This window comes from Kamptonema formosum PCC 6407, from assembly GCF_000332155.1.
Lineage (GTDB): Bacteria > Cyanobacteriota > Cyanobacteriia > Cyanobacteriales > Microcoleaceae > Kamptonema > Kamptonema formosum.
Window position 1 is genome coordinate 504,583 of record NZ_KB235903.1, and the last position, 16,405, is coordinate 520,987.

Below are 16,405 nucleotides of genomic sequence, written 5' to 3' on the forward strand. Positions count from 1 at the left end.
TACTTGAGGTATTAGTTATGGAAGAATTGCTAATGCTCAAAGACTTACTGTTGCAAGGCGATATTCCAGCGGCATTAGTCATAGTCGATGAACTTGAAGAAATGAGCCGAGACGACAAAATTAATAACATTCGTAGCTATGCCAAGATTCTGCTGCTACACTTAATTAAACAGCAGGCAGAACATCGTACTACGCGCTCTTGGGATATTTCAATTCGCAATAGTGTTCGCGAAATTCAGGAAAAAAATAAGCGTCGTAAAGCAGGGGGGTATTATTTAATGCCAGAAGAATTGCGCTCTATTTTAGAAGTTGCTTACATAATGGCAATTGATGCTGCATCATTGGAAGTAAGAGAAGGACAATATGAGGCGGAAGAATTGGAAGTAATGGTCAACCGAGAAGAAATTATCGATCGAGCCTTGGCTTTAATATCGTAGATATTACCCAATACTTGAGGTACTAATTATGGAAGAATTGCTAATGCTCAAAGACCTACTATTGCAAGGCGATATTCCAGCAGCATTAGTCATAGTCGATGAACTCGAAGAGATGAGCAGAAAAGACATAATTAATAACATTCGTAGCTATGCCAAAATTTTGCTGCTACACTTAATAAAGCAACAAGCTGAAAATCGCACGACTCGCTCTTGGGATCGATCGATTCGTAACTGTACTTGGGAAATTCAAGAACTTAATAAGCGACCAAAAGCAGCAGGTTATTACCTGCCAATACTAGAATTACGCTCAATTCTAGAAGTGACATACTCAAGAGCAATTGATGATGCGTCAGGAGAAGTAAGAGAAGGACAATATGAGCCGGAAGAATTGGCAGCGATGGTTAACCGAGAAGAAATTATCGATCGGGCCTTGGCTTTAATATCACCAGAGAGTTAAAATTAAACAATCACCATTAAAAATTTCCATGAAAATTGTTGAAGAACTACCACAAATTATCAAACAACGGCTATTTTATCAAGGTCGCAAATTTAGCTTTGATGTCAATCGCCTCCGGCTCCCCAATGGTTCCGAAGGCGAATGGGAATGTATTCGCCACCCAGGAGGCGCTTTAGCAGTACCCGTCACCCCTGAAGGCAAACTTGTCTTATTGCGACAATATCGATTTGCAACTCAAGGGAGGATTTTAGAATTCCCAGCAGGTACGATTGAACCTAATGAAGATCCCGCAGAAACTATCAAGCGCGAAATAGAAGAAGAAACGGGATATCGCGCTCATAAATGGCAAAAATTAGGGCAATTTTTTCTCGCTCCTGGTTATTCAGATGAAATTATTTATGCCTTTTTAGCACAAGATTTAGAACTACTGGAAAAACCGCCAGAACAGGATGATGATGAGGATATAGAAGTCGTTTTATTCACGCCTCAAGAATTAGAAGCTGCCATTTTAGCAGGTGAACCCGTCGATGCTAAATCAATTTCTAGCTTTTTCCTGGCTCGCCCATTTTTGAACTAAAAACCTAGAGGTTTTATTAAATATATGCTGCTAGAATTAGCGATTGGCGATGCTTACGGCGCTGGCTTTGAATTTGCTGACCAGCAGATAATTGAATCCTACAATAATCTCAGCAGCTACATACAGCATCCCCGTCACAATATCCAACCGGGATGCTACACAGATGATACCCAGATGAGTTTAGCAATTGCTGAAACTATCGTCGGTAAAGAACCTTGGACACCGGAAGTTTTAGCTAGTAAATTTATTGTCGCTTTTAATCGCGATCGCAGAGTGGGTTATGCCAGTAAATTTTACAATTTTTTACTGGAAGTTCAAGACGGAAAGGATTTCTTAGCCAGAATTTACTCCACTAGCGATAAAAGTGGTGCGGCGATGCGGGCCGCTCCCATTGGCATATTTCCTACTGTAGAAAAAGTGATCGAAGCTACAACCATTCAAGCTGCAATTACTCACAATACTCCAGATGGAATTAATGCAGCTAGAGCCGCAGCTTTAATGTCGCATTACTTTATCTATAGGCTAGGTTCAAAGGTAGATTTAGGAAAGTTTCTGGAAACTCACGTATCTGGTGAATGGTCAAAACCTTGGGAAGGAGAAGTTAAAACAAAAGGTTTAATCTGCGTCCGAGCCGCGATTACTGCGGTCATGCGAAATGATAGCATGAGCGAACTCCTTAAAGATTGTATTGCCTTTTCTGGAGATGTAGATACTGTAGCTGCTATTGCCTTAGCAGCAGGTTCATGCAGCCAAGAAATTGCCCAAGACATTCCCGAACATCTGATAGAAAACTTAGAAAATTTCTCCTATGGTAAAGATTATATTATCGAACTAGAGCGGCAATTGATGAGTTTAGTGGAGCAATAAAGGATGTCTGATTTAATTCTATTTTGGCATCGGCGTGACTTGCGAATTTCTGATAATATCGGATTAGCAGCAGCACGTCATTTAAGTCAAAAAGTAGTTGGGATTTTTTGCCTAGATTTCAATATTTTACAGCGCGATGATGTGGCACCAGCCAGAGTAGCTTACATGATTGGATGCTTGCAGGAACTTCAACGTCGCTATCTCGAAGCTGGCAGTCAATTATTGATACTTCAAGCTGAACCTACCCAAGGAATACCAAAATTAGCAATAGCTTTGCAGGCAAAGGCTGTATTCTGGAATTTAGATGTTGAGCCATATTCAAGAGAGCGCGATGATGCTGTTTCAAACGCACTTAAACAAGCAGGAATTAAGGTTGAAAACTTTTGGGATCAACTACTGCACGCGCCAGATGAAATTCGTACTGGCATGGGTACAAAGTACACAGTTTATACTCCATTTTGGAAAAATTGGGTTAGCAAACCCAAAGCAGAACCTGTTGATACATTGCCGATTATGTCTCTGGAACAGTTAACAGGATTAACCGCAAAAGAACAAGAAATAGCTAAGTTATCTGGTACAATTAGATTGCCAAGTGCGAAAGAATTAGGATTTGTTTGGAATGCTCCTTTAATTATAGAACCAGGGGAAGATGGAGCACAAGAAAAGTTAGATGATTTTTGCGATCGTGCCATCTACGACTATGATAAACAGCGCAACTTTCCGGCGCTTGACGGCACATCTCAACTCAGTGCGGCTCTTAAGTTTGGAGCAATTGGTATCCGTACTGTTTGGCAAGCTACTGTTACAGTTATGGAAAAATGCCATACTGAAGCAGCGCGGATAAATATCCAGACTTGGCAACAGGAACTCGCTTGGCGAGAATTTTATCAACACGCCATGTATAACTTCCCAGAATTAGCTAATGGTGCTTATCGAGAGGCGTTTAAAGACTTTCCTTGGGATAACAATCAAGAACTTTTCCAAGCTTGGTGTGAAGGGAAAACAGGCTATCCAATTATTGATGCTGCTATGCGTCAAATGAATCAAACTGGGTGGATGCACAACCGCTGTCGGATGATAGTTGCTAGTTTCTTGACCAAAGATTTAATTATTAACTGGCAGTGGGGCGAAAAATACTTTATGCAGAACTTAATTGATGGCGACCTTTCTGCTAATAATGGAGGATGGCAGTGGAGTGCATCTAGTGGCATGGACCCGAAGCCCCTGCGAATTTTCAATCCATTTACCCAAGGGCAAAAATTCGATCCAAAAAGTGAATATATCCGGAAATGGGTTCCAGAATTGCGTTGGATAGATACAGCTTCTTTGCTAGCTGGGAAAATCACGCCGATAGAGCGGCGCAGCATTGGCTATCCTGAGCCGATTGTGGATCATAATCAGCAGCAGCGAAGGTTTAAGGAACTTTATAAGCAACAAAAAATAGTTGAGTAAATTCTTGATTTTTGGTGTACAATATGTAAATTCATGCCAACTCGATTGGTAATGCTAGAGATACCAATCCCTAGAATGTTGCAAAAAGTAGAGGAAAAATTTACCTTTGCTGAAGCGATTGCCTCTGAATTAATATCCTGACGTTTTTAATGAGATTTTCTGATTGTGCAGTTAACTGAATCAAATAAACCTGTAATCGCCTTTGTTGCCTTGCTAATCGGCGTATTTGCTATCTCCCTTGCGGCTACTTTTGTTAAGTTTAGCCGTTACGAACTTAGTTCATACGCCATTGCCTCTAATCGCTTACTTATATCGGCGATTGTATTTGGCTTGTGCAATGGTGGTATTACTGCATTTCAGCGTCTTTCTCCTAAAGAAACAGTGGAATCAGAGTTATATACAGCTAAAACTCTGGGGATGTTAGTGATAGCAGGAGTCCTCTGGCTGGCAGCTCTTGCTGCGGTTTTTTGGGCACAATCCCAGACAAGTATTGCAATTGCTACTTTACTTCACAACCTTGCACCTATTTTCACCAGCTTGGGAGCATGGTGGTTTTTAGGCAAGACATTTGAGCGTAAATTTGTATTGGGTATGATGATTGCAATCGTGGGAGTGGGAGCGATTGGATGGCAGGAAATGCAAATTGATGCAATTAGGGTGCAGGGAGATTTTGCGGCTCTTCTATCGGCGGTGTTTTTGTCAGGATATCTGATGATTATGGAACAGATTCGTACTCAGCTATCTCCTGTGACGATGCAAATGTGGATTTGTGGTATTGGGGCGTTTGTAAGTTTACCTGTACTGCTGTTAACTCAAAGTCCGGCTTTTCCTCACTCGTTTAATACTTGGTTGATGATTCTCGCTTTAGCCTGCATTTGTCAAGGTTTAGGGCATGGATTATTAACCTTTAGTCTTGACACTTTATCGTCAGTGGTTGTCGCTTTAGTTCATCTACTCGAACCTGTTTTTGCAGGGATGTTGGCTTGGATTATTTTCTCAGAAAAGCTCGGTTTTTCGAGTTGGATTGGCTTTACGATCGTGCTTTTAGGATTGTATCTAGCGATTATGAGTCAAACAACTAACGATATGTTACAAAGCGAATTGGAAGAACCTGTTCAGAATTAGAGTTTCTTCGTTTTTAGTCATTAAGTGAGATGCACCCATTCCATTCACTTAGGCTTCACAAAGCCCAAGCTACAGAAACTACAGTACAACAAAAGTATTTGCAGTTAAATCGCTTGTAGCAGCCCCTTGAACGATACCTAAATAGTTGGTGCCGAGTTTAATAGCCGTAGCACTGACAGCAGCTCCTCCATTCAGATTCAAGCTTACAGCTTCAAAGGTGAGGCTGCCAAATGTATTGCCGTCAGTTAGACCAATTCTGTCCCCAGCAGTAAAGTCTACAATCACATCTGCATCTGCTAAGCGGGCTGCCGCCGCTTGCCCTCCAGCTAAGATAAATGTATCGCGTCCATTGCCACCCGTGAGGATGTCTTGACCGCGATCGCCACCCAGCAAGTCGTCGCCGTTACCGCCATTGAGGACATCATTTTCTTTACCGCCCCGGATATTGTCATTGCCATCTGCTCCAGTGAGAGTATCGTTGTCATTACTGCCGAATATCTGGTCATCGCCAGCACCGCCGTCAATCTGATCCGACTCTTTACCACCGGACAAACTGTCGCTTCCTGCCCCTCCGTCGATTGTATCGGCTCCTTGCATTCCGTTAATGTTATCAATGCCTTCTGTCCCGGTAATATTGTCGCTGCCAGATAGCGCCAATATTTGTTTGCCCGCAGCAGCAGGGGGAAGTGATGACAGCAAAATATTGTCACTATTGTCTGATAAGTTGTAAAACTGACCGTTAACAGTGTTTGCTGGTTGTCCAGTAGGATTGCCTGGGGCGGGGGCATTGATTGCAGGTGCCGCGATCGCTACAGGCGTACCGAGAGTTCCCGTTGGAGTTGGTGTCGGAGTTCCCGTTGGAGTTGGTGATGGGGTTGGAATTGGAGTTGGTGACGGAGTTCCGGTTGGAATTGGTGACGGAGTTGGAATTGGTGCCGGAGTTGGTGACGGAGTTCCCGTTGTCGGAGTTGGTGACGGCGTTGGAACTTGAATTGGTGACGGAGTTGGTACGGGAACGGGGGTGTCGCCACTCCGGGGAATCAACGTGACGGTACCTTGGGGAACGCTGACCTGTAGGCTGTAATCAGCAGAGGGAACTGTGAATGCAGTGTTGCTAGTGACGCGGATTCTGTAGTTAGTATTTGCTTGGCGCGGGACTCCAGTAAGCTGCGCGTTCAAACCGCCGCCGCCGTTATCATCCCCGGCAAGAACATTGCCATCATCAGCGTTGACGACTTCCACATAAGGGTCAAAGCCACCTGTGGTGCTGCTTAGAGCAATGTTGAGAGGTTGGCCCACCAAGGAGGTAGTTACTAGAAATTCATCAGCAAGTGTGCTTTTGGTGTTGTCAGTGGGAACGGGAAAAGTAAAGTCTTTGCTGCCCTCCAATTTACCAGTTAATGTAACGGCAGGGGTTCCCGTTAGAGGAGTACCGCTGAAGTTGCTACCTCTCGGAACTAAACTAACATCGCCCACAGGAATGCTGACCTGTAAATTGTAAGGATGAGCAGGTGGCTCGGCGGGCAATGGGTCATAGCTGGTAACGCGAACTTTGTACTTAATGCCGCCGGCAATTGTGAAAGAACCAGGAGTGCTCGGATTGTCACCAGGACCAGGACCGTCGTTAGGCTGACCGGGTGCAATCACTGAGTTGAAATTGACATTATCAGTATCGTCTGAATCAGCAATGATCTGACCCGTCTCGGCATTTATAACTTCTAGGAAAGTGTCATATTTCGTTGGATCTGTAGCCGTAAGAGAAAGCGTGACAGGTTGCCCGATCGCAGATGTATTTAAGTCATATTCATCAGCCCGCGTGAAGCCGAAACTGGGAGCTGGAAAAATAATGTCATCTTTATCGAGTTGAGCAGTTTTTGTATCAGTATTTGCCATTGGAGTTGACCTCAAAATTAAAGTTAGAACAGAATGATGTTTCAATTGCCATAACCCAGCATCGATACTGTTGAAAATTGCAGTAATTTGTCTATCAATTTGCAGGCAACTATAAATAGACAAGCTGACCTACAGCAGTAAAGATATTGCTACAGTTTCTGCGCGAATCACCCGTCGTGCAGCTATGCTGAAATCTGGAACTAGATGCTAGTTGTATAAGCTCTCTTTCCTACTATTTAAAGTTACGATAGATGTCCTTAAGCAGTCATTACCGAAAACTGCAACTTAGATTTCAGAAAAGTGAAGCGATCGCTTCACAAAACTATATACTTACAGCCACTCACCCTGAAGTACAAAAGCCGCCCAATAATAAGGTGAACTCCATTGTGGTATCTGCGACATCTCCACCTGTGCTTGTCTCAAAGCCGCCGCAGGCGTTAACTTTTCCTGCAACATTCCCCGATAAAATCGCTTCATTAACTCTGCTGTTGCTTGGTCGTCAACCTTCCACAAACTCACCAGCACTCGCGCCGCACCTGCATACATAAACCCCCGCGTTAGTCCAATAATTCCTTCACCTTTAACTTCCTGACCTTGACCTGTTTGACACGCACTCAAAACAACTAACTCTGCGGGTAAATGTAGATTAAAAATATCGCTCAGTCGCAAAAAACCATTCTGCGGTATTCCTTGTTCATCTACTAAGGACATGACAATTCCTGATAATTCTGGACGCGCAGTATTAAGAATACCGTGCGTAGCAAAATGAATAATGCGATATTGAGCTAAATTTGGGTTAATTGCACTGGTTTTATTAGCCTGAAAATCTAAAAATTGGATTCTTTCTGCTTCAGGAACTAAAGCCATAATTGCCTCAGCTTCGATGCGGGTTCCTGAAAGTCGTGTTAGTTTTATGCCTGCGTCTCGGAGAGCATCTTTTAATTCTACTTGTGTAATTGGCAGATTTTCTAAATTGGGTATGATATCATTATTTGAATTAACTGTATTGCGATCGAGCCGTCCATCGTTTTTACCAAATACCGGATCGGCAAGTACCGCTATAGTCTTAGGTGCAAGTTGCCGCCCTCTGACTTGATTTCTTAATACAGCTAATGTGGATGCTGAAGGTAAATTAACAATTTCATGCTGCATCATCAATGGCACAAAAGTATTTTGAGTTTGAGATTCTCTGGGAATTACTAAAGCACTAAAAGGTATGGTTTGTAATCTTCCATCAGCAACGATCGCTAATCTTTTATTTTCTAGTTGTTTAGCAACAGGTTTCAGCAAAATTTGACTGAGAATATCTACAGCTAAAACACCCTGGGCAGGGCGCATTCTGATTGGTACTAATTCTTCTTGCTGAAAACGTTGCACAGCTTTTTCAATATCTGCCTGTTTAGGTAACTCATAACTGTTAATACTTGTTTTTGTAACTGCCCAAAGATAGCTCCGTTCTTCTCCCAATGAGTATTCTAAAAGTATGGTATTTTCATCAAGTAAAGTTGATTGAATTTCTGATAAAGTTAGAGGTTGTGGTTGAGTAATAGCCGCATAACTAGGACTTGTAGCTTTAATCTCGGCTTTGATTTCTTCATATTGTTGATAAAGTTTAAAAAGTTCTGTTTCTAAAGCGGTTATTTGTTCGGGCGTAGGCTGGCTATCTAACAGTTCAACTTGACGTTTTTCTAGTTCATTAATTTGCTTGCCGATCGCGCTTTCTCGTTCCAGCAACTCTGTGTTAGCACTACTACGAATATCTGCTTTAGCTTCAGCAAGTAATTCTAAAAGACTGCGAGCGCGGGAACGTTCGCTGGCGTGAAGCGCTTTAGCATCATACCCTGCTGATGGATTATTTTTATGCAATTTCATTAATAGATCGATATAAAATTCGTATCTATCTTCCCTCATAGAAAAGAAAGATGTGCGGAGATTTTGACTAGAAACGCTAGTTCGCAAATCCTCAGTAATTTTAATAGAACTTTCCATTTTAATTAAAGATTCTGCAAGATTATTTTGCGCGCCCTCAATTCGAGCAATTTCATAAAGGTTATCAGCTTCACCATAGCGATCGCGCGTTGCTTTTGTGACTGATAATGATTGATTTAAAGTATCTAAAGCCTGTTGAGGCTTGTCCATTGAATTGTAAAGCCGACCCATCTCGGACAGCACAATACCTTCATCAATTCGTTCCCCCAACTCTCTATATATCGACACTGATTTTTCGTAAAATCTTAATGCTTTTTGTAGCTCTTCAAATTCCCAATAAACTTCCCCCAAATGACGATAAACTCTAGCTAACTCCAAACTATTTCCTAATTCTTGATAAAGCTTTTCCGCTGTCATTAGTGCATCTAGCGCTTGTTGTTTTTTGCCCAAAGCTTCATAAACTTGACTAATATAGATAGAAGCACGAGCTTCTCCAGATTTATAGCCGACTTGCCTTGCAACTTCTATTGCTTGCTTATAGTAATTCAGAGCTTGTTCATTATTTCCTAACCCATAATAAGCCCAAGCTAATAGGGATAAAGTGACAGATTCACCCCTGCGATCGCCTGCTTTTTGATAAACCTTTAACGCCTGTTCGTATAATTCTATTCCTTTTTGTCTAGCACCTAAAAAGAAATAGTGAATCCAGCCCATATTAGAGAAAGTTAATCCAACTCCAGCCGTATCCCCTACTTGCTGATAAAGTCGCTGTGCTGCCTCTAAATAATCTAAAACTTTTTGCCTTTCTCCAAATACGTTGTAAAGCATTCCTAAATCGTGCAAAGTTCTAGCCTGTAAAAGAACTTCACCTAATTCTGCAAAAATTGGTACTGCTTGATTGTAGTAGACTAAAGCTTGTTCTGCCTCCCCTAAAGACTGGTAAAGTCTCCCAATCTTTTTTAGAATTGCCGCTAACTGTAAACGAACCTCACGTGCTGAAGCTTCACTAGCTGGTAAGTTTTTGTAAATTTGAAGTGCTTCTAAATATTTCTCAATTGCCAGTCGTTTCGATACGGCTGTTCCTTGTCCTTCCTGTGTTAGTTTCTCTGCTTCTGCCACAGCTTTCTCTGCTGCGAGGCGATCGGTATTAGCTTGAGTTATTACTGATTGTTGAGGAGTAGCCAACATTGAGCTAGACAACAAGAAAATGCTAAAAAATACACTTAACCCAAGCTGTAAAGTTTTCATATTGAACCATTTATTAAGGAATTGATGTATTGGCTGGTTCTGTTATTTCTACTAAAGTAAGATTTTTCAATAATCCATAAATAATATCTTTTTCTCCTAATCGCAGAGCTTCGCCTAGTGCGTCATACCATAAACCTGCTTCCGCCAAAATATCTACATTGGCACGAGCATCGCGAACAAAACGGACTTGTGCAGGCATTGTAACTACATCTATTTCTGCCATTGTAACTAAATCATTAGCTGGTCGATCGGGTTGACATAAGATTACTATTTGCCATAAATACCTCTTACCTACGTCAAGACCAGGTTTGTTTTCAGGTAGGGATAGAGTCATAATTCCATACTGACTTTGCATCTGAAATTGCTGTTGCAGTTGGGGTTCGTCGTTAGCATCATATTTATACAGCCTAAATTCCATCGGTAAGGGTTGGGAGTTGAAGACAAACCAAGCAAAGGTAGGACGAGTAGAAGCGGTTTGTCCAACGTGCTTTTGAGGAGCTAGTAGCTTTAAAGATGTTTCTGGGTTACTTTCACATCCACCTCTACCACCTGTAGTTGTTGTCCGACCACTTGGCGGACGCTGACCGCTAGGAGGCTTATATTCAGCGAGAGCGATGGTTGTTGATGCTAAGAACAAGCTAGCGATACAGATAGTAGCTAGCTGGCAAACGATGTAAGTTTTTATCATAATTTATGATACTGTTTTTATTAAAATTTTCATCACCTTTTTTTGGGTATAGGCCAAGTTAATTCACACAGAGTACCTTGAGTAGGTAAAGGCGATCGCGTAAATTTTCCTTTCAATTGTCGAGCTAAATCTCTAGATTGCTGTGTTCCTCTGCCTTCTGATACAGAGTCTACACCTTTCCCATTATCTGTAATCCTAAGTATGTGAGACCCTTGTTGACAAGTACAAGTGACATTCAAGCGAGTTACCCCTGTGGCATATTTACCTACGTTACACAAAGCTTCTTCTAAAAATCTACACAATCCCCGCTTTTGCTCAATAGTTAAGTGTTCCGCGTCGAGGGGGTCAAAAGTACGGACTTTGATCTTAAGAGTTTTAAAGCAAGGGAAGTTTCGCTCTAAGGTTTTAGTATAAACTTCATAGAGGATTTCATGGATTGGTGCTTGCAAGTCTATTTCTATATCTTGTCCTAAATAGAAGCTCTCCCTTTGAATTAAGGTTTCCCGCTTCATCAACTCATAGACCGCACGTAATTCTTGGTTGAGATGTTCTAGTTCCGATCTCAGTTGATTGGATGGTAAATTTTGTTCTCTTGCTTTTCTCATAAGTTGAGCAAGAGTTTGTAATGGGCCATTGTGAATTGTATCAAAGGTGCGTTCTATAATCTGTTGACGCTGTTTAATTTGTGACTTCAAATTTCGGTCATATTGATAAAAAGCAGCTAGACCAATACCATTTAAAAATAAGACGAATAGGGCTGGTACTACTGGTATCCACCATCCCCAAATTATAGATAAGTAGCTAACTCCAATTAGTACCAGGCTGGCGGCACTAATATTCAAAAGATTCTTTAAAGGAGACTGAATCAAGCAACTAGAACTAATCCCGATCGTTCCCCATGCAAATATCCACAAGTATTCCCAAGCATCTGACCATGTTTGCAAAAGAGGACGTTTTTCTTTGACTGCACTAATGATTTGGCTAATAGCATGAGCTTGAATTTCTACGCCGTAAACTTGACCAGAGCCAGGATTTTGTGATGGAATAGCAGATGTATTGATGATATCTTTGGTACTAGGGGCAGTCATGCCAATGAGGGCAATGCGATCGCGCAACCAATTAGGATTAAATTTGCCTGTTTTAATATCATTAAGAGTCAAAGTCCGAAATCGTTCTCGACCGCTGCGAAAATTGATTAATATTTGTACTCCACCAGCATCAGCACTTACATATCCCCCAGAATTTGGTAAAAAGCGAGGTAGTTCAGTATCACCAAACCTCATTGATTCTGGATCTTTTATTCCATTTTCTAGGGTAATGCCTTCACTGGCTAAATAAGCTGCTGCTAGACGTAGAGACAAAGAAAATTTATAACCCTTCGCAGTTGGCGTTGAAAGTAAGCTACACCTAAGATGGTTATCTGCATCTAATATCGCATCAGCAAAACCAATTTGTTCAGGTGACAATGTTGGTGGCGGATCGATTGACTCTGGCAATACTTTTTCAATTGCAATTATGTTTTTAATTTTCTTAAATGTAGCTACTAATTCAGCATGACCAGGTGCAACTGGTAAATCTCTGATAATATCAATACCAATTAATCTAGGTTGGTATGTATGTAATATTTTCAGCAATTCTGCCAACTCTCGATCCGGGAGGGGATAGTTGCCTGCACTTTTAATATCTGCTTCATTAATACCAATAATAACAATTTTTTCATCAAGGGTTTCTTCAGGACGTAGGCGAAGAAAGTTATCTAAAAATTGCCATTCTAAATATTGCAGAGAACCGCTGAATCGAGCTAAAATTACGAGTAGAATTATGACTATTGCTGGCACTGTATCTACGAGCCATTTAGCCATTTCAACTTTAAATTTTTGCCATTTTCTAATTGTCAATTGACTAATCTATTAATCCTTCTTCTCTAGCTCGCATTTCAGTTTGAATGCGGATATTCTTCTCTTGTTCAGGATAAATTCCCAGAACGTCTTGCACTTTAGTCCAGTAGTGACGCACCATCCGTTCAGATACATACATTCGTTTCGCGATCGCCTTATCTTGCAATCCTTCTTCAAATGCTAAAGTCAGTAAAGTTAGCCATTCTGGTTTAACTTCTAATCCACTTTGTATTGCTTTAATATCTTTAGTATGAGTCAATCCCTGTAGTGCCCAATCCACGCGGTTTAACATTTCCTGACTAGAAAGACTTTTATCAGCGACGGCGAAGCCCCCTTTATGAGCATCAATATTAGGTTTAATCCTGACTAAAGCTTTAATATAGGTGCTTTGCACTATCAGATTGAGGGTAGGATAGTTCTTGAATAGAATCCTAAGCAGTTGAATACCTGTATCAATTTTAGCAGATTCTCCTGTTTTTTCTGGAATAGAAAGATCCATAACCACAAGGTCTGGTTTGGCTTTCTCCACTTGCTCGATAGCCATCTGCGCTGTTTGTACTGTGAGGATTTCGCTTTGTGGATAATGCCGTCTTAGCAGGTTAAGCGTTCCATCTAGGAGTAATTCATGGTCATCAATTACAACAAATTTTAGCTTGGTAGGTGCTGGTAAATCTTGGCTCATTAATCCCACCGTTACGCCTACAAAAATGCGATCGCACTCAAGGGATATTGCATAAAGGCAATATTGGGCGCGATCGAACTATCAAAATGATGTTAGAATGACGTTAAAATAAGGTTCACCACAACGCCGTCTTACCTCAGCTTTTGACCTGGTTAAACCAGGTGGGCACCTCAGCTCAGTCTTAAAGTTTCCGGGTACAAGCCCGGTATACTGCTGACGAAACAAATAGGCTCCCGTAATGTTTAGAGTTATAGATCAAAAAAACATTATCGGCAGTCACCAACGTCGTAGCAAACCTGTATTCTTATTATACAGAATTATCAGATTTTGGCAAGCTTAAATTAACTTAACTTGCATACCAGATGGATTCAATGGTTTGAGCGATCGCCATCGCCTCATCTTGCCGATTCCCATGCGATCGCGCATCCCATACAACTGTAACATGACCCAATTTCCTACCGGGACGCGATTCACTCTTACCATACCAATGCACATAAGCACCAGTAATTTGTGCCAGTTTTTCTCGCTTGGTTAAATAGTCAGATTGCGCGTTTTCATACCCCAGTAGGTTTACCATAATCGCACCGTCGCAATTAAGGGAAGTATTACCTAAAGGGAGTTGACAAACTGCTCGTAAATGTTGTTCAAACTGGGAAGTTTCGCAAGCGTCGATGGTGAAGTGTCCAGAATTGTGAGTGCGGGGTGCAATTTCATTGACTAACACTTTGTCATCCTTAGTTAAAAATAATTCAATACCAAAGATACCCACTGCTTGTAAACTATTGAGGAGAGAGTGTGCGATCGCTTCCGCTTGTTTTGCTACTTCTAAACTCACATCAGCGGGAGCAATAACCCGCCGACAAACTTGATTTTCCTGCTGAGTTTCAACTATTGGATAAATTGCCACTTCCCCAGTTACGGAACGAGCCGCAATTATCGCTAATTCGCGCTCAAAAGGCACGAATTCTTCAAGTAATAATGGCTGATTTCCTAACTTAGCCATTATTGAGTTTAAACTCGCTTCATCTTTAACAATAAACGTACCTTGACCATCATAACCGTGACGACGAGCTTTGAGAACCACTGGAAATGGAATTGGTAATTGGTAATTGGTAATTGGTAATTGGTTTTCTCCTGCTTTTGTATTGCTATTTTCTCTATTTATTATTCCCCCCTCCCAAAACTTCGGAGTTGGTAAACCTAAATCTCGCAGATAACAACGTTGGTGATACTTATCTAATAAAGGTGCTAGTGCTGACAAACTGGGTCGAAAGATTACCCCTTGCTTTTCCAGGGTAGATAACGCTTCTAAGTCAATAAACTCATTCTCAAAAGTAATCGCATCAGCACGATTTGCTAACTCGGCAGTTGCCAGAGCATCATCAATAGATGCTAACACAATATCCGCCGCTACTGTTGCCGCTGGATCGGTGGCATTCGGTGTTTGAATTAGTAATTTTACTCCTAATTTTGCGGCTGCATCTGCCATCATCCATGCTAGTTGTCCGCCGCCGATGACACCTACCCGCTTGATTTCTTGAGATTGATTAGTAGCAATTTGACTGACTTTCATCGATCTTCCCCCTTGGAGGGCCCCACTGTATCTGTACCGCTGTCAGTGGTGGGAGGAAAAGGGGGGCAAGGTTTATGCTGCATAAGAATAACCATCCTTTCGGTGAATAATCGAGCAATATTTGTAGCTAATTCCTGACACCAACTCTGATGCAGAAATATTAAATGAACCCGTCGATCTAACTGCAACACGCCCAACGTATTTACCCACCTTCTTACCAGAAGTAACAACTGCTTTGACCATATCTCCCGTCTGGAAACCTTTGACAAATTTAACCCTGGGAACATAACGAGATGGAAATCCAAACTTGTCAGTGCGACACATTTGGCGGGTTCCATGCCCATTGGCTTGAATTAATAGGGGTTTAGTTGTTAAAACTTCCAAAGATTCAACTTGTCCAACACAAGCCGCATCCAGCCAGTGAGTCTTAGGCAAATTCAATCGAGTACGATTGAACTTAGTCAAGCCACCACTGCCAGTAGAACTTGGCAAGCCTGTTTCTTTAAGTCGATTAAACAATGCCCAACGAGTTGAATTAACGGCTGCTGCATCTTTAAGTGGACGTTTTGCTTGAGAAAGAATGCGTTTTAGAATCTCTGGCTTTTTAGCTAAGAATTGCTCAATATCTTGAGTCCCTTTCTTGATATTGCACTTTTCGCAAGCAAGGCAAAGATTAGAGATCCGGTTAGTTCCGCCCTTTGCTTTGGGATGAATATGCTCAATTTGTAAAGGCACATTTTCAACGCCGCAGTAAGCGCATTTCCTGTCCCATTTGCTAAGAAGATATTCACGAACTTCGTACCCAAATAAAGTGCCTTGCTGATATTGAACGCCTGATATTTCAGGGTTTTCTAGCTGTTGTAAATCGAACCGTACAAGTTCTTGGGCAACTGAACCAATAGGAGCAAGACGGATCAGCCTATTCACCCAGGTCAAAGTAGTTTCAACGCGGTGCTGTAAGCTTGGCGCTAACCAACCTTTGGGGCGGGTTCGGTTTAGAAACCTGGCTTGACGGTAGCGAGTATTTCGATTTCGCCTTGCTCTACGCAGTAAGCGTCGAGATTCAAGACTGGCTTTAATTGCCTGACCTCTATGGGTTAATTCTGCACCAAAGATGACTTTTTCTCCTTGCACTAATGCGATACCAGTTGTTTTACTGCCAGGATCTATTTTTAGAGCGATTCGTTCTGGGGTTGTTATTACCTCCACTTTGAGGATTATGGTAAATGGATACCTTCTAAAAACAGCCGATGAGCCATTAGTTAGCAATTTACGAGCCATACCTGGTCGTATTGGATTAAGCGGTCGTTTTTGGGTATCAAGTACGAAAACAAAATTAGACATTTTCAGTCCTCCCTTGCGGGGTAATGTTAGCTTCGTCAATGTTTAAGGTCGGTAACTATCTCAAAAGCACTGGTTTAACCCTTAAACCTGTTTAACTTTTAAGTTCTAGAGCAGAGAACTAGCTTCGCATTCCCTGGTAGGTCTTTAACGCTTACCTTAAACGTAGTCAGTTAAGACTTAGACTGGTCAACTCGGCTATGAGCAAGCCCCCACTATATGGGTACTCCGATTAGTG

The 16,405-nt window shown here is 41.7% G+C and carries 13 protein-coding genes and 1 other RNA gene; 6 read left to right on the forward strand and 8 right to left on the reverse strand.

Annotated elements, in window-relative coordinates; genetic code table 11:
* The first annotated feature begins 17 nt into the window (after positions 1-17).
* From OSCIL6407_RS0107285 to OSCIL6407_RS0107315, 6 genes are all read left to right on the forward strand, one after another.
* On the forward strand, positions 18-437 hold the full coding sequence (locus OSCIL6407_RS0107285) for a DUF29 family protein (protein WP_007354092.1): 420 nt from the start codon (positions 18-20) through the stop codon (positions 435-437).
* Between the two features lie 28 nt (positions 438-465).
* On the forward strand, positions 466-894 hold the full coding sequence (locus tag OSCIL6407_RS0107290) for a DUF29 family protein (RefSeq protein WP_007354091.1): 429 nt from the start codon (positions 466-468) through the stop codon (positions 892-894).
* Positions 895-922: 28 nt separating this feature from the next.
* The gene (locus OSCIL6407_RS0107295) at positions 923-1,471 is read left to right on the forward strand and encodes an NUDIX hydrolase (RefSeq protein ID WP_007354090.1); all 549 of its coding nucleotides are present in this window, start codon (positions 923-925) and stop codon (positions 1,469-1,471) included.
* A gap of 24 nt (positions 1,472-1,495) precedes the next feature.
* Entirely contained in the window at positions 1,496-2,338 is an 843-nt protein-coding gene (locus tag OSCIL6407_RS0107300) for an ADP-ribosylglycohydrolase family protein (protein WP_007354089.1), read from the forward strand.
* Between the two features lie 3 nt (positions 2,339-2,341).
* Positions 2,342-3,790 (forward strand): FAD-binding domain-containing protein, encoded by a 1,449-nt coding sequence (locus OSCIL6407_RS0107305; protein WP_007354088.1) that lies wholly within the window; start codon positions 2,342-2,344, stop codon positions 3,788-3,790.
* A 165-nt stretch (positions 3,791-3,955) separates the two neighbouring features.
* Positions 3,956-4,915, forward strand: coding sequence for a DMT family transporter (locus OSCIL6407_RS0107315; RefSeq protein ID WP_007354087.1), 960 nt, complete (start codon positions 3,956-3,958; stop codon positions 4,913-4,915).
* A gap of 78 nt (positions 4,916-4,993) precedes the next feature.
* Here the strand turns inward: OSCIL6407_RS0107315 and OSCIL6407_RS0107320 are convergent, their stop codons facing one another.
* The 8 genes from OSCIL6407_RS0107320 to iscB all read right to left on the reverse strand — a co-directional run bounded on the left by OSCIL6407_RS0107320 (position 4,994) and on the right by iscB (position 16,170).
* Positions 4,994-6,808, reverse strand: a complete 1,815-nt coding sequence (locus OSCIL6407_RS0107320; protein WP_007354086.1) for a calcium-binding protein — start codon at positions 6,806-6,808, stop codon at positions 4,994-4,996.
* Positions 6,809-7,138: 330 nt separating this feature from the next.
* Positions 7,139-9,985, reverse strand: coding sequence for a CHAT domain-containing protein (locus OSCIL6407_RS0107325; RefSeq protein ID WP_019487069.1), 2,847 nt, complete (start codon positions 9,983-9,985; stop codon positions 7,139-7,141).
* A gap of 13 nt (positions 9,986-9,998) precedes the next feature.
* Positions 9,999-10,673: a DUF928 domain-containing protein gene (locus tag OSCIL6407_RS0107330; protein ID WP_007354084.1), complete on the reverse strand. Its 675-nt coding sequence runs from the start codon at positions 10,671-10,673 to the stop codon at positions 9,999-10,001.
* 32 nt (positions 10,674-10,705) lie between these two features.
* Entirely contained in the window at positions 10,706-12,535 is a 1,830-nt protein-coding gene (locus OSCIL6407_RS0107335; RefSeq protein ID WP_007354083.1) for a CHASE2 domain-containing protein, read from the reverse strand.
* 40 nt (positions 12,536-12,575) lie between these two features.
* Complete coding sequence (locus tag OSCIL6407_RS0107340; RefSeq protein ID WP_007354082.1) at positions 12,576-13,253, reverse strand: response regulator transcription factor; 678 nt, start codon at positions 13,251-13,253, stop codon at positions 12,576-12,578.
* A gap of 111 nt (positions 13,254-13,364) precedes the next feature.
* Positions 13,365-13,550, reverse strand: a non-coding RNA gene (ssrS, locus tag OSCIL6407_RS32370) — 6S RNA.
* 49 nt (positions 13,551-13,599) lie between these two features.
* Entirely contained in the window at positions 13,600-14,826 is a 1,227-nt protein-coding gene (locus OSCIL6407_RS0107345) for a 5-(carboxyamino)imidazole ribonucleotide synthase (RefSeq protein WP_007354081.1), read from the reverse strand.
* A 72-nt stretch (positions 14,827-14,898) separates the two neighbouring features.
* Entirely contained in the window at positions 14,899-16,170 is a 1,272-nt protein-coding gene (gene iscB / locus OSCIL6407_RS0107350; protein WP_007354080.1) for an RNA-guided endonuclease IscB, read from the reverse strand.
* Positions 16,171-16,405 lie beyond the last annotated feature (235 nt).